This window comes from Rummeliibacillus stabekisii (genome assembly GCF_007988965.1).
Classification (GTDB): Bacteria; Bacillota; Bacilli; order Bacillales_A; family Planococcaceae; genus Rummeliibacillus; species Rummeliibacillus stabekisii.
In genome coordinates this window covers 25912-51535 of record NZ_BJVD01000014.1, presented here as the reverse complement: position 1 = coordinate 51535, position 25624 = coordinate 25912, and the positions used below count along the sequence as shown (strand labels likewise).

Annotated in this window: 24 protein-coding genes and 1 tRNA gene; 9 read left to right on the top strand and 16 right to left on the bottom strand. The window is 35.5% G+C overall.

Annotated elements, in window-relative coordinates; translation table 11 throughout:
- Nucleotides 1-111: 111 nt before the first annotated feature.
- Nucleotides 112-495 carry a RidA family protein gene (locus RST01_RS15255; protein WP_147198143.1) on the bottom strand — a complete coding sequence of 128 codons (384 nt, stop codon included), beginning with the start codon at nt 493-495 and terminating at the stop codon, nt 112-114.
- Between the two features lie 153 nt (nt 496-648).
- Nucleotides 649-3255 carry a cation-translocating P-type ATPase gene (locus RST01_RS15250; protein WP_147198141.1) on the bottom strand — a complete coding sequence of 869 codons (2607 nt, stop codon included), beginning with the start codon at nt 3253-3255 and terminating at the stop codon, nt 649-651.
- Nucleotides 3256-3650: 395 nt separating this feature from the next.
- On the opposite strand from RST01_RS15250, the gene RST01_RS15245 reads away from it, so the two are divergent.
- Both RST01_RS15245 and RST01_RS15240 read left to right on the top strand, forming a co-directional pair.
- Nucleotides 3651-4277 carry a TetR/AcrR family transcriptional regulator gene (locus RST01_RS15245; protein WP_147198139.1) on the top strand — a complete coding sequence of 209 codons (627 nt, stop codon included), beginning with the start codon at nt 3651-3653 and terminating at the stop codon, nt 4275-4277.
- A 163-nt stretch (nt 4278-4440) separates the two neighbouring features.
- Complete coding sequence (locus RST01_RS15240; protein ID WP_147198137.1) at nt 4441-6657, top strand: MMPL family transporter; 2217 nt, start codon at nt 4441-4443, stop codon at nt 6655-6657.
- An 84-nt stretch (nt 6658-6741) separates the two neighbouring features.
- Here the strand turns inward: RST01_RS15240 and RST01_RS15235 are convergent, their stop codons facing one another.
- The 6 genes from RST01_RS15235 to RST01_RS15210 form a co-directional block, all read right to left on the bottom strand.
- The gene (locus tag RST01_RS15235) at nt 6742-7251 is read right to left on the bottom strand and encodes a QueT transporter family protein (RefSeq protein ID WP_147198135.1); all 510 of its coding nucleotides are present in this window, start codon (nt 7249-7251) and stop codon (nt 6742-6744) included.
- A gap of 147 nt (nt 7252-7398) precedes the next feature.
- Entirely contained in the window at nt 7399-8151 is a 753-nt protein-coding gene (locus RST01_RS15230) for a 3-oxoacyl-ACP reductase (protein WP_147198132.1), read from the bottom strand.
- 92 nt (nt 8152-8243) lie between these two features.
- Nucleotides 8244-8465, bottom strand: coding sequence for a DUF2829 domain-containing protein (locus tag RST01_RS15225; RefSeq protein ID WP_147198130.1), 222 nt, complete (start codon nt 8463-8465; stop codon nt 8244-8246).
- A gap of 148 nt (nt 8466-8613) precedes the next feature.
- The gene (locus tag RST01_RS15220; protein WP_147198128.1) at nt 8614-8829 is read right to left on the bottom strand and encodes a DUF1540 domain-containing protein; all 216 of its coding nucleotides are present in this window, start codon (nt 8827-8829) and stop codon (nt 8614-8616) included.
- An 82-nt stretch (nt 8830-8911) separates the two neighbouring features.
- On the bottom strand, nt 8912-9514 hold the full coding sequence (locus RST01_RS15215; protein WP_147198126.1) for a hypothetical protein: 603 nt from the start codon (nt 9512-9514) through the stop codon (nt 8912-8914).
- Between the two features lie 194 nt (nt 9515-9708).
- Complete coding sequence (locus RST01_RS15210) at nt 9709-11817, bottom strand: bifunctional diguanylate cyclase/phosphodiesterase (protein ID WP_184117470.1); 2109 nt, start codon at nt 11815-11817, stop codon at nt 9709-9711.
- A 493-nt stretch (nt 11818-12310) separates the two neighbouring features.
- On the opposite strand from RST01_RS15210, the gene RST01_RS15205 reads away from it, so the two are divergent.
- From RST01_RS15205 to RST01_RS15200, 3 genes are all read left to right on the top strand, one after another.
- The gene (locus RST01_RS15205) at nt 12311-14335 is read left to right on the top strand and encodes a bifunctional 2',3'-cyclic-nucleotide 2'-phosphodiesterase/3'-nucleotidase (protein WP_147198122.1); all 2025 of its coding nucleotides are present in this window, start codon (nt 12311-12313) and stop codon (nt 14333-14335) included.
- A 119-nt stretch (nt 14336-14454) separates the two neighbouring features.
- The gene (locus tag RST01_RS16095) at nt 14455-14628 is read left to right on the top strand and encodes a hypothetical protein (protein ID WP_184117469.1); all 174 of its coding nucleotides are present in this window, start codon (nt 14455-14457) and stop codon (nt 14626-14628) included.
- A 17-nt stretch (nt 14629-14645) separates the two neighbouring features.
- Entirely contained in the window at nt 14646-14834 is a 189-nt protein-coding gene (locus RST01_RS15200; RefSeq protein WP_147198120.1) for an H-type small acid-soluble spore protein, read from the top strand.
- 93 nt (nt 14835-14927) lie between these two features.
- Here the strand turns inward: RST01_RS15200 and RST01_RS15195 are convergent, their stop codons facing one another.
- The 4 genes from RST01_RS15195 to RST01_RS15180 form a co-directional block, all read right to left on the bottom strand.
- The gene (locus RST01_RS15195) at nt 14928-15872 is read right to left on the bottom strand and encodes a carbohydrate kinase family protein (RefSeq protein WP_147198118.1); all 945 of its coding nucleotides are present in this window, start codon (nt 15870-15872) and stop codon (nt 14928-14930) included.
- Nucleotides 15869-17356 (bottom strand): glycoside hydrolase family 32 protein, encoded by a 1488-nt coding sequence (locus RST01_RS15190; protein WP_147198116.1) that lies wholly within the window; start codon nt 17354-17356, stop codon nt 15869-15871. The genes RST01_RS15195 and RST01_RS15190 overlap by 4 nt, the downstream gene beginning before the upstream one ends.
- Nucleotides 17357-17427: 71 nt before the next feature.
- Nucleotides 17428-18831 carry a sucrose-specific PTS transporter subunit IIBC gene (locus RST01_RS15185; protein WP_147198114.1) on the bottom strand — a complete coding sequence of 468 codons (1404 nt, stop codon included), beginning with the start codon at nt 18829-18831 and terminating at the stop codon, nt 17428-17430.
- 173 nt (nt 18832-19004) lie between these two features.
- On the bottom strand, nt 19005-19988 hold the full coding sequence (locus tag RST01_RS15180) for a LacI family DNA-binding transcriptional regulator (protein WP_147198112.1): 984 nt from the start codon (nt 19986-19988) through the stop codon (nt 19005-19007).
- Between the two features lie 83 nt (nt 19989-20071).
- Here RST01_RS15180 and RST01_RS15175 point away from each other — a divergent pair, with 83 nt between their 5' ends.
- The gene (locus RST01_RS15175; RefSeq protein WP_147198110.1) at nt 20072-20539 is read left to right on the top strand and encodes a PTS sugar transporter subunit IIA; all 468 of its coding nucleotides are present in this window, start codon (nt 20072-20074) and stop codon (nt 20537-20539) included.
- Nucleotides 20540-20651: 112 nt separating this feature from the next.
- Nucleotides 20652-20725: transfer RNA gene (locus RST01_RS15170), tRNA-Arg, on the top strand.
- Nucleotides 20726-20858: 133 nt separating this feature from the next.
- Here the strand turns inward: RST01_RS15170 and RST01_RS15165 are convergent.
- Nucleotides 20859-21287: an ester cyclase gene (locus RST01_RS15165; RefSeq protein ID WP_147198108.1), complete on the bottom strand. Its 429-nt coding sequence runs from the start codon at nt 21285-21287 to the stop codon at nt 20859-20861.
- Nucleotides 21288-22023: 736 nt separating this feature from the next.
- Here RST01_RS15165 and RST01_RS15160 point away from each other — a divergent pair.
- Nucleotides 22024-22542: a DinB family protein gene (locus tag RST01_RS15160; RefSeq protein ID WP_147198106.1), complete on the top strand. Its 519-nt coding sequence runs from the start codon at nt 22024-22026 to the stop codon at nt 22540-22542.
- A 78-nt stretch (nt 22543-22620) separates the two neighbouring features.
- Nucleotides 22621-23112, top strand: coding sequence for a GNAT family N-acetyltransferase (locus tag RST01_RS15155; RefSeq protein WP_147198104.1), 492 nt, complete (start codon nt 22621-22623; stop codon nt 23110-23112).
- A gap of 385 nt (nt 23113-23497) precedes the next feature.
- Here the strand turns inward: RST01_RS15155 and RST01_RS15150 are convergent, their stop codons facing one another.
- The 3 genes from RST01_RS15150 to RST01_RS15140 form a co-directional block, all read right to left on the bottom strand.
- Nucleotides 23498-23896 carry a DUF2283 domain-containing protein gene (locus RST01_RS15150; RefSeq protein ID WP_147198103.1) on the bottom strand — a complete coding sequence of 133 codons (399 nt, stop codon included), beginning with the start codon at nt 23894-23896 and terminating at the stop codon, nt 23498-23500.
- A gap of 501 nt (nt 23897-24397) precedes the next feature.
- A complete protein-coding gene (locus RST01_RS15145; RefSeq protein ID WP_147198100.1) occupies nt 24398-24922 on the bottom strand; it encodes a hypothetical protein in 525 nt (174 codons plus the stop codon).
- 111 nt (nt 24923-25033) lie between these two features.
- Nucleotides 25034-25588 carry a short-chain dehydrogenase gene (locus RST01_RS15140; protein WP_147198098.1) on the bottom strand — a complete coding sequence of 185 codons (555 nt, stop codon included), beginning with the start codon at nt 25586-25588 and terminating at the stop codon, nt 25034-25036.
- Between the last annotated feature and the right edge of the window lie 36 nt (nt 25589-25624).

The window sequence follows — 25624 nt, the reverse complement described above, 5'->3', positions numbered from 1 at the left end:
CTCAATTTAGGTCACCAAGACTTCTATTTAGAGCATTTCAAACTCTAATTAAGATTTATCCCAATTAAAATAGCCAACTAACAGCTTAAGCTGCTTGTTGGCCATTTCTTCTTAATTTGATCTTTTAGCGATCAGTTCAATTTCTACTTCTGCGCCTAGTGGCAATGCAACTACTGCTACACAAGTTCTTGCAGGATACGGTTCGATGAAATATGTTTTATACACTTCATTCATGGCATTAAAATTGTTCATGTCTGTTAAATAAACATTTACCTTTACCACATCTTCATGGGAAAGTCCTGCTTCTTCCATGACTTCTAATAAGTTGGCAAAGCATTGTTTTGTTTGTGCAGCAATATCTCCAGTTAGATCTTTAGCAGTTGGTGTATTCTTAGCTGTCTGACCCGAGAAAAATACATAATCTCCCGCGTCTATTGCGTGTGAATATGGCCCTGATGAGGTTGCACTTTTTGCTGTATATGCTTTTCTTTGCATTGTTAAATCTCCTTTTTAAATAGGTATATAACAATAATATATTAAACTTTCTAAAAGTTCCATCGATGGCATTTAAATTTAATATTTGTTACATCATTTACTACATTTTTACAAATAAAACCGACCCTTTCTGCAAAGGATCGGTTAATTTACTTATTTCCTTCTTACAAACAAAACCTTAAACCACTGATTCACTATGAAGGGTAGACTCGATAACGTGTAAATATAGCCCATTTGCAAGCCGCTTAATGGTGCTACTTTAAAAACAGTAGTTAGGGATGGTAGGAATAAAACAAGGTGTAAACTAATCACCCCAATTAAGAAGGCAACCCATGTATATTTATTTGAAAAGATTCCAATGGCAAAGATAGATTCTTTTGATCGTGAGTTGAAGCCATGAATCAAACGAGATAAGCAAAGTGTCGCAAATGCCATGGTACTGGCAGTCAAAGTACTTCCCGTTGAAAGACCTAACCGAAATGCGATGATAGTAGATATAGCGATGAGTAAGCCCTCAAGCACTACTTGTGTCGTAAACCTTTTATTTAACAATGGTTCGTGTATGTTTCGCGGCTTATCCTTCATCAGCTTTTTATTATTTGGTTCAAGACCAATGGCTATTGCGGGCAAACTGTCTGTCAACAAGTTGATAAATAAAAGATGAACAGGGGCAAATGGGACAGATAACCCAAAGACGGTCGCATACAAAACAACAAAGATAGCACCGGCATTTCCAGAAAGTAAGAAAAGAATAGCATTCTTGATATTGGTGTAAAGGCTCCTACCATTCGCGACTGCTTTGACAATGGTTGAAAAGTTGTCATCAGTTAAAATCATTGAGGAAGCGTCTTTCGCCACTTCTGTTCCGGTAATGCCCATTGCAACTCCAATGTCTGCTTGCTTTAAAGCGGGACCATCATTCACTCCATCCCCGGTCATTGCAACTACTTTGCCTTTTTCCTGCCATGCTCTAACGATCCGAATTTTATGTTCAGGTGTCACACGGGCATAAACAGAATAATCCTCCACATAATCTTGTAATTCCTTATCTGTTAATTTTTCAATTTCATGCCCTTCAATGGCTTCACTTGGATCTTTTAAAATGCCAATTTGAGAAGCAATGGCTGTTGCAGTAATTTTATGATCTCCTGTAATCATTACAGGTTTTATGCCTGCCTGAATACAGCTCTCTACTGCAGCTTTTGATTCGTCTCTTGGTGGGTCCATCATGGCTACTAATCCTAGAAAGATTAAATCATGTTCATCTTCGAAATCAATTGTTTGTTTTGGCCTCACGTTTTTATAAGCAATCGCCAAAACGCGCAGCCCTTTAGTTGAAAAGTTGTGATTGGCTTTTTCAATTCTTTGTCTGTCCTCACTTGTCATTTCAACGATGCCATTCGATGTCTCTATCTTATTCATCCGTTGTAAAAGAACATCTAATGCGCCCTTTGTCGTAAGCATTCTTTTACCATTTACTTCATTTACGGTTGACATTAATTTTCGGTCAGAATCAAAAGGGATTTCGGCCATTCTTGGGTGTTGTTTACGAAGCATAAGCTCGTCCAATTTATAATGTTTACCTAATTTTACAAGTGCAATCTCAGTAGGATCCCCAATCTCCTTCTCTTCCCTTACGAAGGAGTCGTTGCATAGGAGCGATTGAGTAATAAATTGTTTATGCAATTTGTTTTTCATATTCAGTTCATTAAATGCTTGTACTTCTTTATCAATATAAACTTGTTGAACCATCATTTTATTTTTCGTTAAGGTACCGGTCTTGTCCGAACAAATGACAGATACACTACCAAGGCTTTCTACTGCAAAAAGCTTTCGTATAATCGCATTCTCTTTGGCCATTTTTTGAGTACCAAAGGCAAGAACGATTGTCACAATAGAACTTAATGCTTCTGGAATAGCAGCTACTGCCAGCGAAACAGCAAACATAAAAGATTCCACCAAGGCACGACCGCGTATAAGGTCAATCGTAAAGATAGCTAAACAGATGAGTGTGATGCCTAATGCAAGCTTCTCGCCAAAATGATCAAGACTAATTTGAAGTGGGGTCTTCTTCTCTTTTGCTGTTCCAAGGAGATTAGCAATCTTGCCAATCTCTGTATTCATTCCTGTTGATGTGACAACAACCGTCCCGCGTCCATTCGTCACAAAGCTACCGGTGAATACCATATTTCTTTTATCTGCTGTTGTCACACCTTCATCGAGTATAGGATCGGTAGTTTTTTCAACAGCCAACGATTCACCAGTGAGAGAGCTTTCGTTAATTAAAAGATTAAAGCTTTCTATTAACCTACCGTCTGCACTAATATAATCGCCTGCTTCTAAATATAACAAATCGCCGACTACTATTTCCTCAGACAATATTTCGATGATTTCATTATTCCTCAATACCTTTGCCACAGGCGAAGTTAAGGCTTTCAGATTATCTAGTGATTGTTCAGCTTTGACATGCTGGACGGTGCCTAAAACTGCATTCAGTATAACCACTATCATGATAACAATTGTACTTTCCACCTCACCTAATAGAAATGAGATGGACGCAGCAACCATTAAAATAATGACAAGTAAATCCTTGAACTGGCCAAAGAACACAGCTACTGTACTAACCTTCTGGCTTTCTTCTAATTCATTCGGTCCATATTCTTCTAATCTCTGCTGAACATCTAGTTCATTCAAGCCTTCCTTTGTCACAGAAAGCAAATCCATTACTTGTGCAGATGTTTGTTGGTGGAATTCCTTCATATTTTTCTCCTTTTTTTGTATTGTTTTAGCTTATTTAGCGAATGAATAGAGTTTTAAACATATGGGTGTTTTTAAAAATGAGAATCCAGGTGAATAAAATCTATTAAACTTGTGATGATCTCAACCTCCATCTCCACCTTTAACTTCTACTATCGTATTCCTAGCAATCTTATTGTATGAATAGATTTGTCATACAATTCAAAAAAGAATTCTCCTGTTAAACAATTGAAGCTTAAAACTGGCGCAGTCATCTTAATGTTAATTACACTTATTCTTTAGAATTCTTGCTAATTCAATGGTAAAATATCAGTGGACATAAATTACGAAAAATAAATTTGAACGCCATTCTTGTGATGGATTTCAAAACTATGTAGAAATAGATAAGGAGAAGGATTATGGCTTCTAAAAAACGAGGTCGCCCTGTTGGAAGGCCGAAACAAAAAGATAATAATATATCGACAAGGGAAGTAATCCTACAAGTTGCTACACGGTTATTCTTGGAGAATGGCTATCAAAGGGTCTCGATGGATGACATTGCTCGAAATTCTGAAACGACTAAAGCAACCGTATATTACTATTTTGAAACCAAAGCTGAATTGTTTAAAGAAACAATGGTTGCACTAATGGAAAGAATTCAAGAACGAATTCTATTTTTGCTCACTTCAGATAAGCCCTTGTATGATCGTTTATTAGATGTGACAACGGCACACTTAAAAGCAACCACCACCCTTGACTTGGATGGGTTTATGAGAGAATCTAAACAATCCTTATCAGAAGAGCAAATGAGTGAAATGAAAAAAGCAGAAGAAAAAATGTACGAAGGGATTGAAAATGAATTTAAAAAAGCGATAGACTCGGGAGAAATACCTCATGTAAATACAAAATTTGCAGCGCATGCCTATCTTGCACTTATTCGGGTGGGGAATTATAAGCAAGCAGATGGGCTTTCCATATTCGAGTCAACTGAGACATCCGCTGTTCAAATATTAGATGTTTTTTGGAATGGCTTCTTTAAAAATTAATATAGGCTTATCCCGCTAGTTTTTATAGCGGGAATTTTTTATCTTAACGTATGTTTACATACTAGGATATTAGGTCATCATATATTAATAAGAAAATAGATTTGATAATTAACTGACCAGTATATATAATTAAATTAAATCCTTCCGAAAGGGGCTCTTCTTAATGAAAAAGTTTTTTATCGAATTTGTAACAGCTGTCTCAAGTAAAAAAGGAAGATGGATTACTTTGGCAGTTTGGGTTCTTTTAGTAGCCATACTTACAGCCGTTTTTCCAAGCGTAAACAAAGAAACAGATAATGGTGCCGCTAATTTGCCTGACAATGCTATGTCAGTAAAAGCAGAAAAAATTGCAAAAGAACAATACCCTGATAATACAGGTACACCATTGTTAATTGTATGGCATCGGACAGACGGGTTGACCACCCAAGATTACCAAAAGATTTCATCATTATATCAACATCTAGAAAAACATCCTTTATCAGCTCAAAATTTTCTTCCTCCGCTTGGAAAGCTTCCACCGCAAGGTTTACAAGCATCTGCATCTGAAGATGGCCAAACAATTGTAACGCCTATATTCATGGATAAAAAAGCAGCAACCGAGGAATTAGATAGTAATTTGTCTACATTAAAAAAACATTTATCTAAAGTAGACTCTAAATCTTTATTTGATCGTAAAATTAGTGACTCAGGCTTACATGTTCGTTTTACTGGTCCTGTAGGAATTTCTACAGATGCTACTGCCTTATTCAGTAAAGCAGATGTAACGCTACTGATTGGTACGGTTTTATTAGTATTAATATTGCTTGTGCTGTTATATCGCTCCCCACTCTTAGCGTTAGTGCCATTGATAGGTGTAGGATTTGCTTATGGTGTGACGAATCCTCTTTTAGGATTTCTCGCTAAAGAAGGCTTTATTACAGTTGATTCACAAGCCGTATCCATTATGACCGTATTATTATTCGGCGCAGGAACAGATTATTGTTTATTCTTAGTGTCCAAATACAGAGAATGTTTATTAGAGGAAGAGGATAAATTTACAGCCTTAGAACATGCCATTAAACATTCAGGCGGAGCTATCTTAGTAAGTGCATTAACCGTCGTGCTTAGCCTAAGTACTTTGCTGCTTGCACAATATGGATCCTTCCATCGCTTCGCAGTTCCATTTAGTTTAGTTATCCTCATTATGGGTATGGCGGCATTAACACTGTTACCTGCTTTGTTAGGTATTCTTGGGCGTGCAGCATTTTACCCTTTCATCCCAAGAACAGAGGAAATGTCAAAGAAACTAGAAGAAAAGAAAGGAAAAAAAGTCAGAAGAATCGCTCCCCACGGAAAGTTCAGCAGAAAAATTGGCAATTGGGTGACAAGAAAACCGTGGACTGTCATTATTTTAAGTGTTGTCCTATTAGGCGCATTAGCATCCTTCGTTCCGCGTATTCAATATACACAGGATTTAATAGAATCGTTTCCAAAAGATATGCCTTCTAGAGAAGGTTTTGATTTAATGTCCGAACATTTTTCACAAGGAAAGCTAGCACCTTTACAATTAATCATCAATACAGAAGGTAAAAAAGTTGAGATTAAAGATCAGCTGAGCAAGCTATCCTATATCGAAGAAGTTTCAGAGAAAAAAGAAGGGGTTAAAAACAAAGAATATCATTCTTATGATATTACTTTAAAAGAAGACCCTTACAGTATGGAAGCTGTTGATACTATACCAAAATTAAACAAGAAGGTTTCTACCATACTAAAAGACTCAGGTGTGCAACCACAGGATCATCTCTGGATAGGTGGCGAAACTTCTAAGCAATATGACACAGTGAAGACAACCGAACGAGATATGAAAGTAATTGTACCAACAGTAATCGTTATTATAGCTGCATTGTTGTTAATGTACTTGCGATCTATTGTGGCGATGGTATACCTGATCCTAACAGTCTTGCTTTCTTATTTATCTGCGTTGGGCGCTGGTTGGATACTGGTACACGATGTATTAGGCATTTCAGCAATTCAGGGCTTAATTCCTTTATACTCATTCGTTTTCTTAGTTGCATTAGGTGAAGATTATAATATTTTTATGATATCAAGTATTTGGAAAAACAAAAATAAACAAAGTAATCGATTAGCCATCGCAAATGGGGTCAGTGAAACAAGCAGCGTGATTACTTCTGCAGGTTTAATTCTAGCTGGAACTTTTGCAGTCTTGGCTACCTTGCCTATTCAAGTACTCCTGCAATTTGGGATCGTGACAGCAATCGGCGTATTATTAGACACATTTGTTGTTCGTCCTCTCCTTGTTCCTGCTATCACTGCTGTGCTTGGCCGTTATGCATACTGGCCAGGGCATAGATGGAAAATGAAGGATAGTGAAGAAGAATAACTTGTTGGGACATAAAAAAGAAAACATTTACTATAAAAAAATGCTCTTCTCATTAAATTGAGAAGAGCATTTTTAGTGAAGCTTTTATTTTGTAAAATCAATTTTCTTTTTCAATATATTCATAATTACGCCACCTACTGCCATCGAAAGCAGCTCACCAAGCGCAACTGTATACCATGTATAGAAAAAAGGAAGATGATAAAGAATAGATAATTGCCCAGCAACCGTGAACATAGAGAAAGCAAAAATTAAAGCAGTGACTGCCATTTTTGTAATATCATTCTTGATTTTTTTCGTTACCGCTCGGCATAAAAGAATGACTAAAAATGTAGCAAGCCCACCAACTGGCACATCGATTGGCCATGTCGGAGACATAAAATTAGCAATAATAACACCGAGAGTGACGGCTACTATGTAACGTTTATGATAAAGTGCTAGATAGTTAAACATTTCAGCTAAACGAAATTGGATGGCGCCAAAACTGACGACAGCTAAAACGGTGGTGACCGCAACATAAAGGGCGGCAACGAGGGCTGTTTTGGTGATCTCTGTAACAGAGGTACGTGTAGATACATTGTAAAACGTTTTATTCATTTTCATTCTCCTTTGTAAAATAGCCAAAAGCTATTTTAGTCATAACTGCGACCAAAGGAGATTAGACTATGCCTAACCAAAAGTGCCGCAGTGCAAGCAAATTTGCTTACTTGAAAAGTATATCAAATAGTTGTTAAATAGAAAACATTATTTTGCAATCCAACCTCCATCAATTGGGACGACTGCAGCATGTATATAGTCTGAGGCGTCATGTGCTAAAAACAGTGTAAGGTTTGCCACTTCACTTGGTTGGGCCCATCTACCTGCAGGTGTCTCTCTTGCCACCCATTTTGCCATCTCTCCATCGCCTTGGAAATCCGCTTTGTTCATAGGTGTTTGAATAGCACCTGGAGCAATCGCATTAGCACGAATACCCATTTTACTATAATCTAAATCTAGCTGTTTAGTGTAACCGACAATTGCATGTTTAGAAGCTGTATATGCTGCTCCGCCTCCCCCTGCTACAAGGCCTGCAATGGAAGCCATATTGATAATGACCCCTGATTTTATCTCAATCATTTGTGGTAGAATTGCATTCGTTACTAAATATGTTCCTTTAAGGTTTGTATTTAAAATAGCATCCCACAAAGCCTCATCTGTATCTAATGTCTTTGCATAGCCATCTAAAATGCCAGCTGTATTTAGCAAGATATCAATTTTAGAAAAAAGCGAAATGGCCTTTTGGACAGCTTTCACTACCTGACTATTATCCGCTACGCTACCTACTGAATAAGCAAAATTTTGCTTATATTCATTCGCTATAGAATTCAATCCCTCTTCGTCTAAATCCATCGCAAATACCATCGCTCCACTTTCAAGAAACGCCCTTGCTTGTGCGTGCCCAATTCCAGACGCTGCTCCCGTAACAAAAACAGTTTTGCCTTTAAAATCAAATTTCATTTTTGCACCTCATTACAAAAGCCCATGGCAATCCATGGACTCTCAATTATATTCATATATAATACATTTCCACTCATCTAGTGAGAAGTGTCTTATTCGACAATTTCCCAGTCTTCGGCTAATAAATCACAAACTGTCGGCGTGAACATAGTGTAGCCTTCACCAGATACATTAATTAAAAAATACGGATTTAGCTTTTCACCATCATGCGTGCTTTCCCCTACTAATTTTATGTATAATTCAGCTCCATTAAATCCTTTTCTTATGACTTTTTCTCCTGCTTTCATACGCGGTAGTATTTCTTCAAATGTCATGACGCGTCTCCTTTACTCTTTAGTTATACAGAAAAAAGTATACGAGATTATATTATGGAAATCAAATGACTAAAAAAAGGGACCCACGTTATAGTGGAATCCCTAATGCTATGAATCGCATAGCTGCCAATTGTTCATGAGTTATCTTTTACTTTTCTTTTGGTTTAAAAGTTTTACAGCAAGTATCCTTAGAAGTGTTAGCTTTTTCGGAAATCTTGTCAAAATCAAACTCTGTTGCAAACTCTGTATCCTTATCTCTGGAGTGGTAATCCATATCGACATTAATCGCTGATGCACAACAAACATTACCAACCTTATGGAAAAAACAATCGGAAACAGAACAATTCACTTGTACATTTGGCATGGGCTATCCTCCTCATATTTATGAAGTGAACAATGTTTATTGCTCTGGATTAGCATGCCCAAGCCATAATCATTTATAAGGCTTAATAGAAATGAATATCTTCAAGTACATATTTACCGCTCTTCACTTTGGTAAACTTAAGAGTTACCGATACGTTACCCATTGCGTTAAAATCTTTAGGCTGGAATTGATATCGAATATTTGCCCAACCTGTCCCTTTTCTTGAGTCATAGTTTTTTACTTTTGAGGTTGTTGCCAGCTTTAAATTTTTGCCGTAAAGATGAATGATTTTTTTGCTATTAGATTTACGATTGAGCTTTATTCTTTCTTTGTATCTATCCGTTGAATATTTATAGCCTAGTAAATAGTTTGTATCAGTTTTAGGTGCTATATGATTCTTTGCATATTTATTAAATGTTGTTGTTTTTCCTGTTCTGTTTGATTCGCCGTAAATACGGATTAATCTTGCAGCTTCAGGTCTTAATTCATTTTGGGCTTCTTTTAGTGTAAATCCCTTTGAAAGTGTAAAAACCCCTTTTTTCGAAACTTTTTTGCTAGCTGCTTGAACAGTCTGAGTACCTGCTAATTCACTCGTTTCGAAAGACGCTGTACCAATTAATAAACCAGATGCAAGTACACTAGTCGCGATTGTACCTTTTACAAATTTTTTGACTAAATTTTTCATACTATAACCTCCAAGTTGTTTTATTAATCGTAGCATAAATACCCCATTAAAAAAGAATCGTTGCAAAAATTGATATTTTATCTCTAATATGGAATTTACCTGATAGTCGGATGGTTTTACAAACCGAGTTCTCAAATCATATTTTTCCCTCAAACATAATACCTTCTTTTCAAAAAAATAAACAAGCTGCTTACTTAAATTTGGGCAGCTTGTTGAAAATGAATTGTTTCTATAATTTGATGGAGCGGCATCGGCCTTCCACATAAGTAACCTTGAATAAGATTGCATCCTTCTCTTGAAAGAAATTCCCACTGGAGCTCTTCTTCCACTCCTTCTGCAATAATTGTTAAATGTAGATGTTTTGCCAGAGAAATAATCATCGAAATAAGAACAGTATCCCCTGTTGGTATTTGCATAACAAATGAACGATCTATTTTCAATGTATCAATTGGCAAATCTTTCAGATAGGCGATAGATGAGTATCCTGTTCCAAAATCATCAATCGCAATTTTAATTCCTAATTCTTTTAACTCGCATAACGTTTCGACTGCATGTTTTCTATCCATCGTCATACTTTCAGTAATTTCAAGTTCTAGACAAGCAGGATGAAGCTGTGTCTCTGCCAGAACCCTTTTGACTGTATGAGCTAAATTATGCTGGAAGAATTGGCGGATCGATAAATTTACCGATACACCAATCGTTAGCTGGCAATCCTCCTGGCATTTTTTCACTTGGCTACATGCTTGTTGAAGCACCCATTCACCTATTGGCACAATTAGCCCTGATTCTTCTGCTATCGGAATAAAATCAGCAGGAGAAATAATCCCCTTTGTTGGATGCTTCCATCTGAGTAATGCCTCAACAGATACTATTTCTCCTGTTCTTACATCAATCTGTGGCTGATAATCAAGGAAGAGTTCTTGATTTTCAAGTGCTTTGTGTAAATCATGCTCTAGCAACATTTTTTGTTCTGAACATTTTTCCATATTTTTTTCGTAAAAAAGTACTCGGTTTATTTGATGTTTTGCTTGATGCATAGCAACTTGAGCATGTCTAAATAGATCGCTTGCATTTCTGCCATGCTCTGGATAAATAGCAATTCCGATATTTAAATCTACTTTCACTTGATGATGCTGGACGGGAAAATGAACTTCCATTAATTGTGTAATTTTTTCACAAATGGCGGTGACTTCTTCTCTATTTGACACAGTTGGAACAATAAGAATAAATTCACCGTTATTTCCTTTGCCTAGTACCCTCTTCTGCGATTCTACACAATTCAATCTTTTAGAAACTCCTTGAATAATTTGATCAGCAAACCTACTACCAAACGATTCATTTATAACCTTTATACGATCTACTTCCATCATTAAAACAGCAGCTTTTTTATGAATATTTAACATTTCTGCTAGTTTAGTTTCTATATAGTGCAGTTTAGGCAAACCCGTGAGCTCATCATGATCCATCGTGTATCTTAAAGAATCCTGAGAACTTTCCAGCTCCTCCTGAGTTTCCATTAACAACTCAAATGGTTCTTCAACTGAAGTATGATGAAGTGCTTTCATAAAAAAGTAATAGCTTGTTAGTTGAAATAAATGGCCAATCATAGCTCTGAAATCATAGACATTGATATAGGTGGTGAACACTAGGTCTCCTAATATTAAATAAAAAGAACCAAGTACCAGCATTTCAACTTCTTTTTTCTGTACATTATTTTTGCTTTTAAAAATATAAGCCACAAAGAAAAGTTGTATAAAAGCAGCAGCATATTGTAGCCCATTTTTTATCTGAGAAGTCCCTACTCCATCAATAAATAGATTTGGCAACAATGCTTTGGGAGAGTATATAATTCCCAACCAACAAACGGTATAGGCTAATGATAAACCATATACTATATAGCGATTTTTGAGCACAGAATTTTTCGGCTTTAACAGGTATATACTTAACAAACCAACAGCTAATGACAGGCGTCCAATGATATAAAACCATGTAGCTGAGTAATTAGAGCTTCTCTCTAGAAAAAACGGCATCCCTTGATAAGTTAAAGTATGGAACAACTCCGTTAAACCTAAAGATAAAAAAAGGGCTCCAATATATAATCTTTTATTCGATAAAACATATGGTACGATCAGCCATGCTTGAATAGCAATCGAAAAGGAAAAAACAATAATAAATATCTCAACCATTAAATGAATGGATAAATAATTTTCTGCACCAAATACACCGTAGAGTTGCTTATTAAATAAAAACGAGATTACAAGCAAAAAAATAGGCAATCCAATCGGCCACCGAAATTTTTTCAAGAAGCCTCCATAATCAAAGTTTGTTATAGAAATCCCTCCTCTTAAAGCAATTTTTATAGGAAAAAAGTTGTCCGTTAGGAAGATTACAAAATACTTTTTTAAAAACAGTTCTTCTTTCAGATACATTATACCTACTAATTATACAAATTTCTAGCAAAGAATAAAAATACCAATAGAATGGTCATATGAGTTTTATTTTTACTTACCACAAGATTAAGAATAAGAAGGAGCTTGTCTAATAAATAAAATAATTCCTATGAATTCTTCCTAACTCAAATGAAGATATTCTATTGATTAAACCTTTTTTAACTATTTTTTCTTTAAAACGAACATCCCACTTTAGTCCTCCGATACTATTTACTTGTTTAGTCAGAAACGCTTATTATGTATATTTTACTGTTTTTGTTTTGGAGGAAAAATGCTAATTTATCAGTATATTTTCTATGGTATATTTTGAAGGGGTTTAAAAAATTAAAAGGGATGGGTGAAATGTATGAAATCAACAAAAAAGTTCCAAGGCCTTAAAGTTTTATCAAGCGCACTTGCTCTAAGCCTAATTGCATCTTCTTTAACACCGATAATGGAAACAGAAGCGCAAGCTAAAACGGCAAAAACAAAGGTACAATCACAGGTAAAACTACGGATCATGGAAACAACGGATGTGCATACGAACTTATTAGACTTTGACTATTACAAAAATAGCGTAGCTCCTCAATTAGGATTAGCGAAAACAGCAACGCTTGTCAATAAAGCTCGTAAAGAAGTGAAGAACTCTGTATTGGTAGATAATGGAGACCTTATTCAAGGAACACCGCTTGGAACATACAAAGCAACAATCGATCCATTGAAAAAGAATGAAGTCCATCCAATGATAAAAGCAATGAACATTATGAAATATGACATGGCTTCACTTGGAAATCATGAATTCAACTTCGGTCTAAATTTCCTAAAAGAAGTTTATAATGATGCCACATTTGGTTTTGTAAATGCAAATGTATACAAAGATGATCACGATAATAATCCGAATAATGATAAAAATCAATTTACACCATACAAAATCGTCAACAAAAAAGTAAAAGACGAATCAGGGAAAACACAAACCATCAAAGTTGGTTATATCGGCTTTGTACCGCCTCAAATCAGCGAATGGGATAAAGCAAATCTAAATAACAAAGTAATTGTAAAGGGAATTGTTGAGACTGCAAAGAAATATGTACCGATCATGAAAAAGAAAGGCGCAGATGTAGTCATCGCAATGCCTCACTCCGGCTTTAACAAAGATGTGACAAATACAGAAGATACAATCTATGCATTAAGCAAAGTAAAAGGAATCGATGCTATAACTTTCTCACATACGCATAAAGTCTTCCCAGCAAAGGATATTGCTAGTTTGGACTCTATCTTTAAGGATGAACAAGGCAATGCTGCGAAAGGTGTAGATAACAAAAAAGGAACAATTAACGGTGTACCTGCAGTACAAGCTGGCTTTGGTGGCGGCGCATTAGGAATTATCGACTTAACTTTGAAGAAGATCAAAGGAAAATGGGCGATTACAAAATCTAAATCACAAGCGCAAACACGATCAGTCCTTGAAGAAAAAGCAGATGAAAAGATTAAAAAAGCTATCTTAAAAGACCATGAAGCAACACTTAAATATATCAACACACCAATCGGCAAAACAACTGACGATATATACAGCTATTTCGCACTAGTCCAAGATGATCCATCTATCCAAGTTGTAACAAGTGCACAAAAATGGTTTGTTGAAAAATATGTGGCTTTAAATAAACCAGAGTTAAAAGATTTGCCAATTTTATCTGTTGGTGCACCATTTAAAGCAGGCCGTAATGGTAAAGACGAATACACAGATATCAAAAAAGGCGACTTAACAATACGTAGTGCCGGCGATTTGTATTTATATGACAACACGCTTAAAGCTTTAAAAGTGAAAGGCTCTAATGTAAAAGAATGGCTAGAAATGGTTGCAGGTGCATTCAATACGATTGATACATCTAAAACAACAGAACAATCATTATTAAATCCAACCTTCCCTGTATACAACTTTGATGTAATCGATGGCGTACAATATCAAATCGATGTTACAAAGCCTGCGAAGTACTCAACTACTGGACAGTTGGAAAATCCTACTTCAAGCCGTATCGTCAACTTAACGTATGATGGAAAACCAATTGATCCAAATCAAGAATTCATTGTGGTAACAAACAACTATCGTGCAAGCGGCGGCGGTCATTTCCCTGGCATTTCAGAGAGTGAATTAGTAGTAGACTCAGCAGATGAAAACCGTCAAATTCTCATGGACTATATTTCTGAAGTTAAAGAAATTACACCTACAGCAGACAATAACTGGTCCATCGCGCCAATTGCTCAAAAAGTAAATGTAACATTCACAACTTCTCCGCAAGCTGTGGATTATATTAAAGAAGGAAGCTTATTCACTTATACAGGTAAAACTGATGTAAGAGGATTTGGCATTTTCCAACTAAATTTAAATCGTTAATCTTATCGCCGCGGCATTTATTTGCTGCGGTTTTTCTATTCCCCGTAGCCTTTATGGATAAAAGCAAAAACAACATGCCATATTAAGAATGCTTTTATAAAAGGAAGGAGAATGCCAAAATGGGAAGAGACAATAAGCAAGGAAGAAGCCACAATTCAGGACGTATGGCTCAAACGCCTAAAAATCAACTTATTGCACCTAGACAAGTCAAAGAAGAAACGGCAGAAGAATTATTGGAGCTTGAGAAAGCCTATAAACACAAAACAAAAAATGCAACAAAACCTACATTATAGACTAGGGGGATATTACTTTGGATTATCAACGAGCACAAGAAATAGTCGCCTCTCCGCAGGAATTTGAAGTAACATATAACGGTGTTTCTGTCTGGATAGACAAATTAGTAAATGAAAAAACAGCAACAGTCCATTTAAGACGTTCATTAGAAGAGCGTTCAGAGGTTGATATCGCTGAGTTAAAAGAAGCCAAAACACTTCAATAAAAAAACTGCCCACTGGTTAGATTGGCCAGTGGGCATTCCTTTCATTCGCAATTCACACATATTTGGTTGTTGAATACTCTAATGGGGGTAGTACTAATCAACATCTAATTGATAGGATTGAATCTCTTCTAATGTGGGCAATCCAGACATCGCCCCTTTTTTCATTGTAGCCAAGCCACCAGATATACTTGCAAAACGAATCATTGCTTCCAATTCTTCTACAGCTAATTGCTGTAGCGGCTGTTGTGAGGTATATAAGGAATAGAGTATGCCCGATACAAATGCATCTCCAGCACCAGTCGTATCAATCACCTTCGCTTTTATCGCAGATATATGGCCTAATTGTTCTTTAAAAGAATACATACAACCATTGCTCCCCATTGTTATCAAGACCAAAGGGATATTCGGTAACCGTTTTATCCCTTCTTCAATTGTCTTGCAGCCAGTTAAAAATGTTAGCTCCTCATCGGATACTTTCAACACATCCACCAATGGGATTGTAGATAAGATTATTTCTCTTGCATCATTTTCATGTAGCCATAGACTTTCACGATAATTAGGATCATAAGAAATAGTCATATTATTATCTTTAGCTAACTGTATTGCTTGCATTGTGGCTGATTTGGATGGTTCATTGATTTGTGAAATAGATCCAAAGTGGAAAATATTATGATTTACAAAGAGCTCTGCACTAATTTCATCTTTTGTAATCAGCTGATCTGCGCTTGGTTGAATATAAAAACTAAAATGTCGCTCACCGGAAGGTTCTAATGTCACGAAAGTCAATCCTGTCCTAGCTTCTGCTGAAAACATTAAGGATTTCGTATTCACTTTGTAGTCTGTTAATGTCTCTTGCAAAAATCGACCTAATACATCCTCCCCTACCTTACCTAAGAATGTAGCATGCCCGCCAAGTTTAGCAATACCTACTGAAACATTGGCAGGGGCACCTCCTGGAGCTTTGTGATAGGTTATATTATCTTCATTTAACGGTATAAAATCGATAAGCGCTTCGCCGAAACATAGAACACCATTCATGCAAATATCAACTCCTGTTGAGGTGAGGACTCTTCATTCTTATGTTGGAGAAGATCCCATTTAGTAATACTAAATGTAGCATCACCTTCAAAAGTAATAGAGTGATCCTCAGGTTTTGGGAAATAGCGGGCTGTCATCACTTCACCGCCATCGTTAATAAATATTTCTATAGACGACTCATCCATAAAGAAATGAAGATTGGACAGACCTTCAATTTTACACTTTCTAGATTGCTCTCCACTATTATCAATATTCCTTCTATATAGCGTTACTTCTTTTGTTTGATCATCATAGGTCAACCTTGCTTCATGGCGTAGGTCAATCTGGAAATCGTGGCAGTCTCTTGGGGAGAACTCTATAAATAGCTCAGCAGAAGTGCCTTGAATCCCCTCGAATTGAATAGCTTGCTGTTTCATCTGTATATCCTTATACAACACTTCATTGTTACGCAACAGTTGCAACTCCTCCAGTGGTCTTTGGAATATGCGTCCATTTCTCCACTGAAGCTCCCTTGGCATTGTTAAAGCATGCAGCCACTTATTGGTTATAGTTGGCTGGAGCTGTTCTATCTCATTGGTAATACCCATCCAACCAAAAAGGATTGTTCTTCCGTGTATATCCTTAAAAGTTTGCGGAGCATAAAAATCAAATCCATAGTCCAATAACTTAAAAGGACCATGCTTGAATTGATGGGTTTCATACAAAAACTCACCATTAAAATAGCCTGATTGGAACAACTCTTGAGCCATTTCTCCATTTTTTATTAGAGACTGTGGAGAAATCAATAGAATATGCTGGTCATTGAGTGGGAATAAATCCGGACATTCCCACATATATCCCAACTCCTCCAAACCATTTATACCAGCACCTGCTATGCCACCAATCATTTCCCATTGATAAAGATCAGGTGAAGTAAATAATACAGCAGAGCCCTTTTCCTCCAGATTTTGAGCACCTAGTATCATATACCATTGTCCTTCGTGTTTCCAAACTTTTGGATCTCTGAAATGTGCTGTATATCCCTCAGGCACTCGAAGAATGGGACCTTTTTTTTCAAAATTCACGCCATCTGTCGAAACTGCTAAGCATTGGTACGTTTCCCTTTCACCATTTTCGCCTTTAACATTACCAGTATAAATGAGGTAAAGTTGGCCATTATCACAAACAGCGCTTCCTGAATAGCAGCCGTCTTTGTCATACCATTCTGTAGGCGCAAGAGCTATAGGCTCCTCTTGCCAATGCACTAGGTCTGGTGATGAGAAATGTCCCCAAAACTTTGAACCATGCATAGTACCGAATGGATTCCATTGGTAAAAAACGTGGTAAAAACCTTTGTATTGTATTAACCCATTAGGATCATTTAAAAATCCGACAGATGGCATTAAATGATAGGATAAACGATAAGGATCACTTAGCACTAATTCTTTATATTTTTTTACTTCGTCATAAGCTCGATTAATCAGGTGGCCAAATTGTTCTGACATGGCAAAACGAACCTCCGTACTACGATATATTTTTAAAGTGAGAACAAAAGAAACCTTGCCTCACTACTAATCTATTCATTACTTTCTTCTTTGGCATCATCGGAATAGCCGAACCACCATGTCAAGATGAAGGCTACCGCAACGGCCAGTAAGTTTACAAAGATATATTGGAATACCTGACCATTTAAATACAGCAGCGTTCCAGGCAATACTGTAATAGCCATCCCTGTTCCCTTTAAGCCGAGTAAGGATGAGAAAAATCCTCCTACCGCTCCGCCGATTAATCCCATAAGGAAGGGCTTACCGTAACGCAAGTTGACGCCAAAAATAGCAGGTTCCGTAATCCCTAAAAAAGCAGATAGTGACGAAGGCAAAGCAAGAGCCTTTAATTTAGCCGATTTGGTTTTTAAAGCAACTGCTAATGTTGCGCCAGCTTGAGCAGCAGCGGCGCAGGTCACGATTGCATTGTAGGGATTATCATGATACTTCGATAATAGTTGAATTTCAAGCATATTGAATATATGGTGTACACCAGTTATAACGATTAACTGATTGAGCCCACCAAGCAAAATTCCACTAATTCCATATGGCCAAGATAATATAACAGTCGCTGCTGATAAAATCCATTGCTCAACAGAGTGGAAAATTGGGCCGATAATGAGCAGTGATAAAACACTCATTACAAGCAAAGTTAAGAACGGCGTTAAAATAAGGTCTAGAATCTCGGGTATGCGCTTACGCAAAAACTTTTCAAGCTTTGCACCGATGAGCCCAGCTATAAATGCAGGAATTACAGAAGCTTGGTAGCCAACTACTGGAATAAATCCGAAAAAGTGTATCGGCTTTACATCGCCACCTGCAACATCCCAGGCATTCGGTAATGAAGGGCTGACAAGCATTAACCCTAGCACAAGTCCAATGATCGGTGTACCGCCAAATACTTTGAATGTAGACCATGCAACCAATGCAGGTAAAAATATAAATGCAGTATCCGTTAAAACCTGTGTATATAAAATGAAATTCTCCGAAACATCGTCAGGCTTCATGCCAAAGAGCCCCATTATTTGCTCTTGCATGACAAGTCCACGCACACCCATAAACAATCCTGTAGCTACAAGTACTGGAATAATAGGGACAAAAACATCACCAAATGTTCGAATCATACGTTGTAGTCGAGATCCTTTTTTCCTTGCTTCTTTTTTCTGCTCAGAAGCAGATCGTGTCGTAAAGCCAAACTGAGTCACTTCATCATAAATACGATTGACTGTACCAGTCCCAAAAATAATTTGATACTGGCCAGAATTAAAAAAGGCACCCTTTACTTTTGCAATTGACTCCACTTTTTCTTGGTCAATTTTACTTTTGTCTGCCACCATTAAGCGCAACCGAGTTGCACAGTGAGCAACAGATTCAATATTATCCTTTCCCCCAACTGCTTCTATTACTTCCTCAGCAATTTGCCGATTTTCAGACATATACCCACCCCTTTTTTCTTATTGAAAACGATTCCACTCTTTTTACAATATTAAACATCTTATATTGTCATCTCTGTAACGAGTTCAACGCTTTCATTTCCATCTTATGTTGTTAGTTATGGAATCGATTCCTTATAAATGAAAAAAAGAGGGCTTGTACAATTACCCCCACATTATATACTTTCTCTTACAAGAATTCTATAATTATTTTTGACTGTTACTGTGTCTGTTTTCTGGCCACTAAGTTGCTCCAATAAAATGCTAGCAGCCTCTACCCCAGCATCAACTTGTGAGAAATCGACTGTTGTTAATTGTGGCTCTATATAAGTAGAGATTTCAGAAGCACCCATACCAGCTATTGCCAATTGGCTTGGGATTGATAGCCCCTGTCCCTTCGCATATTGCATTGCACCAATAGCCAAACGATCCGTTACTGCTATAATAGCCGATGGAAGCTCTCCTTCTTCAGCCATGTTTTCGGTCGCTTGAAAACCAGAAGCAGCATCAAAATTCCCTTCTTGCATCCAATGGTGTTTTATTTCCAGCCCTTTATCTTTCAAAGCTTTCATGTAGCCCAATTTGCGGAGGTAACCCACTGCTCGATCCTCTTCCGTAACTCCAATAAAACCAATTTCTTTATGACCTCTCTCAATGAATAGTTTCACCAAATCGTATGTTGCTTGAAAGTCGTCTAAAACAACGCCCGCTGTTCCCTCCATTGCTTGACCAACCATAACAAAGGGTATTTTTAATTTTTTTATTTCTTCACGCAAAGGTTCATCGATATGAGTTGCCGAAAGAATAATGCCATCAACATTTCTTCCCTTCAACAAATGCAAAAAATCAATTTCTTTTGCAGGTTCTTGATTCGTAATAGTCAATAGTATTTGATAACCCTTTGGTGCCAATACTTGATCGATACCATTCATCAAACGGCTCGATGTTTCTGTACTGATTTTTGGTAGAATCACACCTATAATATTGGTCTTTTTTGTACGTAATGATTTAGCATTTTCACTTGGAATATAGCCTGTTTCTTCTATTACCTGTAACACCCGCTTCTTTAACTCATCCCGAACATAACCAGTCCCATTAATAACACGAGAGACGGTTGTCCTTGAGACATTCGCTCGTTTGGCAATTTCATTAATTGTCACGTATTGTTTCCTCCTACAAAACACTTTTACTTTTTAACAGAAATGGGAATATAGACGTTAAAAAGATGAAAGGCGGTTTAAATATGTTTAAAGGGTTTTTTAAAAAGGATACCATTGAAGATCCATCATTGACAATGCCATTGGAAGGAAGAATTATTCCCATAGAAGAAGTGCCAGATCCAGTTTTCTCACAAAAAATGATGGGAGATGGTTTTGCCATAGTTCCTACAAATTCTACAGTAGTATCACCTGTAAATGGGAAGGTCATCAGTGTCTTTCCAACAAAGCACGCTATCAACTTATTAGACGATCAAGGAAGAGAAATCCTGCTCCATATAGGTCTTGAAACTGTCTCTTTAAACGGACTTGGCTTTACTCCCTTTGTTAAAGACGGACAAAAAGTCAAAAAAGGTGATCGTTTAATGGATGTCGACTTTGATACAATCAAAAAGAAGGTTCCTTCCATTATCTCTTCTGTAGTTTTCACTAATTTAAGTGATGATGAAAAAGTGGCCATCACAAAACACGGAGTCGAAATAAAGAAAAAATAATTTAATAAGGCATTGGATAGGCAATAATCCAATGCTTTTTTCGATTTTCGAAAAAAATACTTTTTCGTTTACAGTTTTTATAGTAGAATAGTGATTGTTAATATATCGCTACGCCCTTATAGCTCAGTAGGATAGAGCAAAAGTTTCCTAAACTTTAGGTCGCAGGTTCGAATCCTGTTAAGGGCATTAAGATACTCTTCAAACCCCTTGATATATCAAGGGGTTTGTTTTTTTATGTCTAACAGGTGAGCAACACAAGAGACTTTTATTATACAAAGAGAAACTTGTACTTGCTTATAATACCTTAATTATGTACTCCTTAGATGAACGAGAGTTTATTAGATTCTAACTGTTTATGAGTACCTAACCTATCAATCTGAATCCAATACTCTGAAATTTTTTCATTTTCTATTCTATATACCGCACTTGCCATTTGTAATATTGGGAGGCCTGTAGGTTGATATCCATCGATTTCTCCTACGTGCGTACCTTTTTGTTTCCATCGTACATATACCTTATTTCCATCTACTAAAAATTCTTGAATCACTAAGGAAAAATCACCATATGCTTCAATCATTTCTCTTACATGTTCAGCATAATCTTTAGGTGTTCTCACTACTGTTTGTTCTTCTTCAGATATAATTTGATGTGCCAATACTTTTTCTGCCATTAGTTGATTTGAGTAATCAGGATTATTACCTGATCGTACTTCTTTAAAAAATACTCTAACAATTTGTTCTGGTGTCATTTAAATACCCCCTTTTAATAAATCCAATACTATCATAGTAGAGATGGTTTCATTAAACTTTTCTTAGTTATATATAATTTAAATGAAAAAAATTATTATAGCTATTCCAAAAAGAATAGCAGCAAATACTATCCATATTACTTCTATCACTAGAAAACAGCTAAGAAAACTATGCTTCATTGTAACTGCTATATTTCTCGCAACCTTTAAATTTATCGGTAAAAAATATAAAGAAAATAAAAAGCCTACTGAAAATAATATACATAAATAATTAATAATAATACTATTGGTTATATTTGAAATGGTAAGACTAACGTAATAGACTGGGAGTACCAACCAAAAGCCAAATGTAAAGAATAACAAAACCAAAGCAATTAAAACTAACATAATGTCTTTTTTCAGCACATGCTTATAGCTCTGGAAATAATATCTCATCTTTTCCCACCCGTTCAGTAATACTTGAGTCCATCATAATTTAATACTTCTATTTATTTCAAATTAAATCTATTTTATTAGTAGATTGATTAAGAATTAAATGAATTAAGGTCAAATACATATTACTTTCGATACTTTGTATTATGCAATTGGCGAATAGAGATGTATTATACTGTTAATTTCTGAATATGAAGGAATTTCAATAAATTAGTAGAATATATAGGATATCCCTATCCACTTCCACATCCGATATGAAAAGATAAGGTTTTTACCTTACTGAAAAATTGTAGGAGGAATATAAATGAAAAAACATCATGCATTACAGTTGTATGATTATCACGTTTGGGCTAATAACAAATTATTCGAAAGGTTAAAGGAATTGCCTGAGGAAATTTTTAATCAGGAAGTTCAAAGTATTTTTCCTTCGCTTGCAGCGGCTTTTAATCATATTTATATGGTCGATACCATTTGGCTAGGTGTAATGCGTCAACAAACTATGGGTGAGATTCAAGCTTCAATCGCTCAAGTACAAGAGCATACAAAGAATAAAGGTCTACAGGAAATGGAAAAGTTGTTTTATCAATTAGCAAAGGAATATCAAGGATTTCTTAATAGTGAAAGTGATTTGGATAAAGAAATTTCCCCTGAACATCCTCAATTCGGACAATTAAATACTCATCTTTCCGAATTGGTTCAACATGTAGTCAACCATGGAACATATCACCGCGGAAATCTTTCTGCTATGATACGCCAACAAGGTTTATCAGGTGTACCTACTGATTATGTTTTCTATCTATATGAAATAAACTCTACAAAATAGTTTTTGACGAATCTAGGTTTTTAAACAAAGAATTAAAAATATTTAACTTAGTTTTTAGATTTTTAAGGAGTGACTAGCATGAATTATTCAATTAAACCATCTACGGAAAAAGATATTCCATTCTTATGGGAAATGCTGCACCAGTCTATATTTGTTTCTGAAGGTCAACCTGCACCTAGTCTAGATATATTGAAAGAACCCAATATAGAAAAATACTTGATAAATTGGGGCAAAGAAAATGACCATGCACTAGTTGCTATAGATAAAGAAAATAATGCTGTAGGAGCAGTATGGATAAGGTTATTAGACCAAGATAATGCTGGCTATGGCTTTGTGGATGAGAATACACCTGAGCTTGGAATGGCAATAAAGAATCAATATAGAGGGAAAGGAATCGGCAAAAATTTGTTATTTAATATGATTCAGTTTGCCCATTCTATTGGTTATCCGGCTATATCGTTAAGCGTCGATCCTCTAAATCAAAATGCTTTAAGACTTTATGAAAAGAGCGGATTTATCAAAGTTTATGAAGATGCCGGGGGATCTTGGATAATGAAAAGAGATTTGTAATATTAGTACAAATCTACTTTCAATAATTGAGGTTACTCTCTTCCCGCTATCTCCAAACGTTTAGAAATGTATGATAAATATCTTTTAAAATTGAGAAAGCCAAACTACTATAGAAGGATATATTAGCCTTCCAATAAAAGTCCGGCTTTTTCAATGAATACTACTATAAAACTTAGATATGTAAAATACAACTTACAAAAAGACAAACACCTATTATTAAAAATAGACTTTTAACTACTTACCAAGGCAATATACTATAAATGTGTGCCTAGTAAAAAGAAAATACCAACATACATAATAGTTTTCCATAGAATAGATTTCTCCTGAGAACTAATATAGATACTGTATATCAAAAAACTGCAACACCTAATCCTCTTATTCCAAATTAAGCATAATTATTATTTTCCTCATTTAGATAAGTAAATGGATATTTTTCCATATCAATGATGGTTAAACCAATAAAATTAGTGTAATCATTATTTCCGAAATGTAATTCAATTCCGTTATAAAAGATATTATGCGTTACGCTTGATTTTTCTTTACCCCAATAACATTTCTCACCTTTTAATTCAAATTTTTTAATTTCCAACATATCTTTTAAAATTTCAAATGTGTCTCCAAATATTTCAATCCCTCTTACCCTGTCTTGTTCATCTAAATCGAATTGAAAATCTGTGTTTTCTTCAAGTTCTTCAGTTTTAATAATTCTACCAGTTAAACTTGAAGATAAAATATTTATATATGCTATTTCTACTTCTTTATCGACTTTTAGAATACTATTCATTTTATTTTTACCTACCTTTATTTAATTTCATTATTTTAGACCAGAATAAATATGTAAGTGTGATATACAATACTTAAGCAGCCAATTGGATACCAAAGTCGTTCAACGTGAAAGATAGGTATAATATAGAAATATTAATAAGATTAATATCAGGACTGATTGAGTAATAAAAAAATATTTTCTGAATTTAAAGGGTAATAGCTCAATTATTCCGCAAATAAAGTTAATCCAAAAATCAGCACCGCTTACATAGCTCGAACCCCGTTTGTTTAATTTCCTCTCTGTCAATTTAATACTATAAAAAATATTTCCTATACTTATTAAGAATAAAATTAAAAAGAAAAGATTTACTATCAATTTTTATAATTTCATAGCATGGCAATAGCTAATGCCATGCTATTCCTTTCTTTATCGCTTCTAAATCTAACTACTTGATTATCTAAATGTTAATTACATTGAATTCGTTTTAGGTATCAACATTTATAAGCAATATGTATTGTATTAACTCCATATATCTTTAAAATACTGTGATAACAATCCTGTTCCTTGAAATCTATGATCTAATACAGCTTGTACGTTTAAAAGTTCAACGGTAAACTTCTTATAAGTATTAGGAAAAGAGCCTAAATAAGAATATTTAAAAATTGGATCATTAGGGCATAATCTGTAAGCTCGTTCCAACATTTTACATCCTTTCTTCTCCCAAGAATCATAGTCACCAAAATAATAAGGAAACTGAAAAATCATATAACCAAAACACCAAAGAAAATTTTCATTATCATTAAAATTTTCTAATCCGAAACTAGTAACTTCCTCTAAAGTAATAACCAATTCTTTTGAATTGACCCTTTCTCCATCTAGCGTATGACCTTCAACTAATAGATACCAGCATAAAAAACCTAGTCTAATAAAGTATTTCGGTTCTAAAGGGTTATCTTTACACAATTTTATTAATATTGATTTAGCTTCATTCCATTTCCCTTGATTTTCTAATGTATCTACATCTTTTAACTTCCGGTTAATCACAAATATACTCCTTTAAATATGAATTACATGATGTTTTGATTCATATTTATCCTTGAACTTATAAGCTCTTTAGATAGTTGTCTTTAAAAACAGAATACCATGTCAAAAATGCTAAATAGGGAGTTTACCCCAAGGTTCAACCGTTCCTATGATATTAATAGATTTACCGCTTTTTATAGAATCAATTACTCCTTGTGAAATCTCATCATTTGTAAGCCATCTCGATTGATCATTTTCAAGGATGAATCCAAGCTGTATCTGGCGATAACGAGTTGAGTGAGGCAAACTAAATTTCCCTTTTACTTCACTTAAGTTTTTACTACTCCCTAGTATATGAAATAGTTGCCAGTATCGGTCGCTTTGATTTGAGATTTCATTTGCAATTACTTCTAATGCGCTTTCAGCATACGAATGTATCCAGGCTATGACTAAATCAATTGGCCCATTACATTTTATTGTTTCTCTTAGTTTCGTAGTTAAAAGAGTTTCGTCATTATAGTCCACTAATACAGGTGTCATGAGTGATGAATCGATTGATTTGCTAATTAAGCTTTCCATTCGTTTAGCATCCCGTCCAATTACAGATACTTGATATCCTTTACTCACTAACCAAAGAGATGTGTTTGATAACATCCCTGTTCCTCCAACAATCAACGCATGCGTCATTTATCTACACCTCTCTTATATAAGTTAAACGCGTAC

Coding starts and splice junctions, on each gene's coding strand:
- RST01_RS15255 (WP_147198143.1), bottom strand. CDS start 495: ATGCAAAGAAAAGCATATACAGCAAAAAGTGCAACCTCATCAGGGCCA.
- RST01_RS15250 (WP_147198141.1), bottom strand. CDS start 3,255: ATGAAGGAATTCCACCAACAAACATCTGCACAAGTAATGGATTTGCTT.
- RST01_RS15245 (WP_147198139.1), top strand. CDS start 3,651: ATGGCTTCTAAAAAACGAGGTCGCCCTGTTGGAAGGCCGAAACAAAAA.
- RST01_RS15240 (WP_147198137.1), top strand. CDS start 4,441: ATGAAAAAGTTTTTTATCGAATTTGTAACAGCTGTCTCAAGTAAAAAA.
- RST01_RS15235 (WP_147198135.1), bottom strand. CDS start 7,251: ATGAATAAAACGTTTTACAATGTATCTACACGTACCTCTGTTACAGAG.
- RST01_RS15230 (WP_147198132.1), bottom strand. CDS start 8,151: ATGAAATTTGATTTTAAAGGCAAAACTGTTTTTGTTACGGGAGCAGCG.
- RST01_RS15225 (WP_147198130.1), bottom strand. CDS start 8,465: ATGACATTTGAAGAAATACTACCGCGTATGAAAGCAGGAGAAAAAGTC.
- RST01_RS15220 (WP_147198128.1), bottom strand. CDS start 8,829: ATGCCAAATGTACAAGTGAATTGTTCTGTTTCCGATTGTTTTTTCCAT.
- RST01_RS15215 (WP_147198126.1), bottom strand. CDS start 9,514: ATGAAAAATTTAGTCAAAAAATTTGTAAAAGGTACAATCGCGACTAGT.
- RST01_RS15205 (WP_147198122.1), top strand. CDS start 12,311: ATGAAATCAACAAAAAAGTTCCAAGGCCTTAAAGTTTTATCAAGCGCA.
- RST01_RS16095 (WP_184117469.1), top strand. CDS start 14,455: ATGGGAAGAGACAATAAGCAAGGAAGAAGCCACAATTCAGGACGTATG.
- RST01_RS15195 (WP_147198118.1), bottom strand. CDS start 15,872: ATGAATGGTGTTCTATGTTTCGGCGAAGCGCTTATCGATTTTATACCG.
- RST01_RS15190 (WP_147198116.1), bottom strand. CDS start 17,356: ATGTCAGAACAATTTGGCCACCTGATTAATCGAGCTTATGACGAAGTA.
- RST01_RS15185 (WP_147198114.1), bottom strand. CDS start 18,831: ATGTCTGAAAATCGGCAAATTGCTGAGGAAGTAATAGAAGCAGTTGGG.
- RST01_RS15175 (WP_147198110.1), top strand. CDS start 20,072: ATGTTTAAAGGGTTTTTTAAAAAGGATACCATTGAAGATCCATCATTG.
- RST01_RS15165 (WP_147198108.1), bottom strand. CDS start 21,287: ATGACACCAGAACAAATTGTTAGAGTATTTTTTAAAGAAGTACGATCA.
- RST01_RS15160 (WP_147198106.1), top strand. CDS start 22,024: ATGAAAAAACATCATGCATTACAGTTGTATGATTATCACGTTTGGGCT.
- RST01_RS15155 (WP_147198104.1), top strand. CDS start 22,621: ATGAATTATTCAATTAAACCATCTACGGAAAAAGATATTCCATTCTTA.
- RST01_RS15150 (WP_147198103.1), bottom strand. CDS start 23,896: ATGAATAGTATTCTAAAAGTCGATAAAGAAGTAGAAATAGCATATATA.
- RST01_RS15140 (WP_147198098.1), bottom strand. CDS start 25,588: ATGACGCATGCGTTGATTGTTGGAGGAACAGGGATGTTATCAAACACA.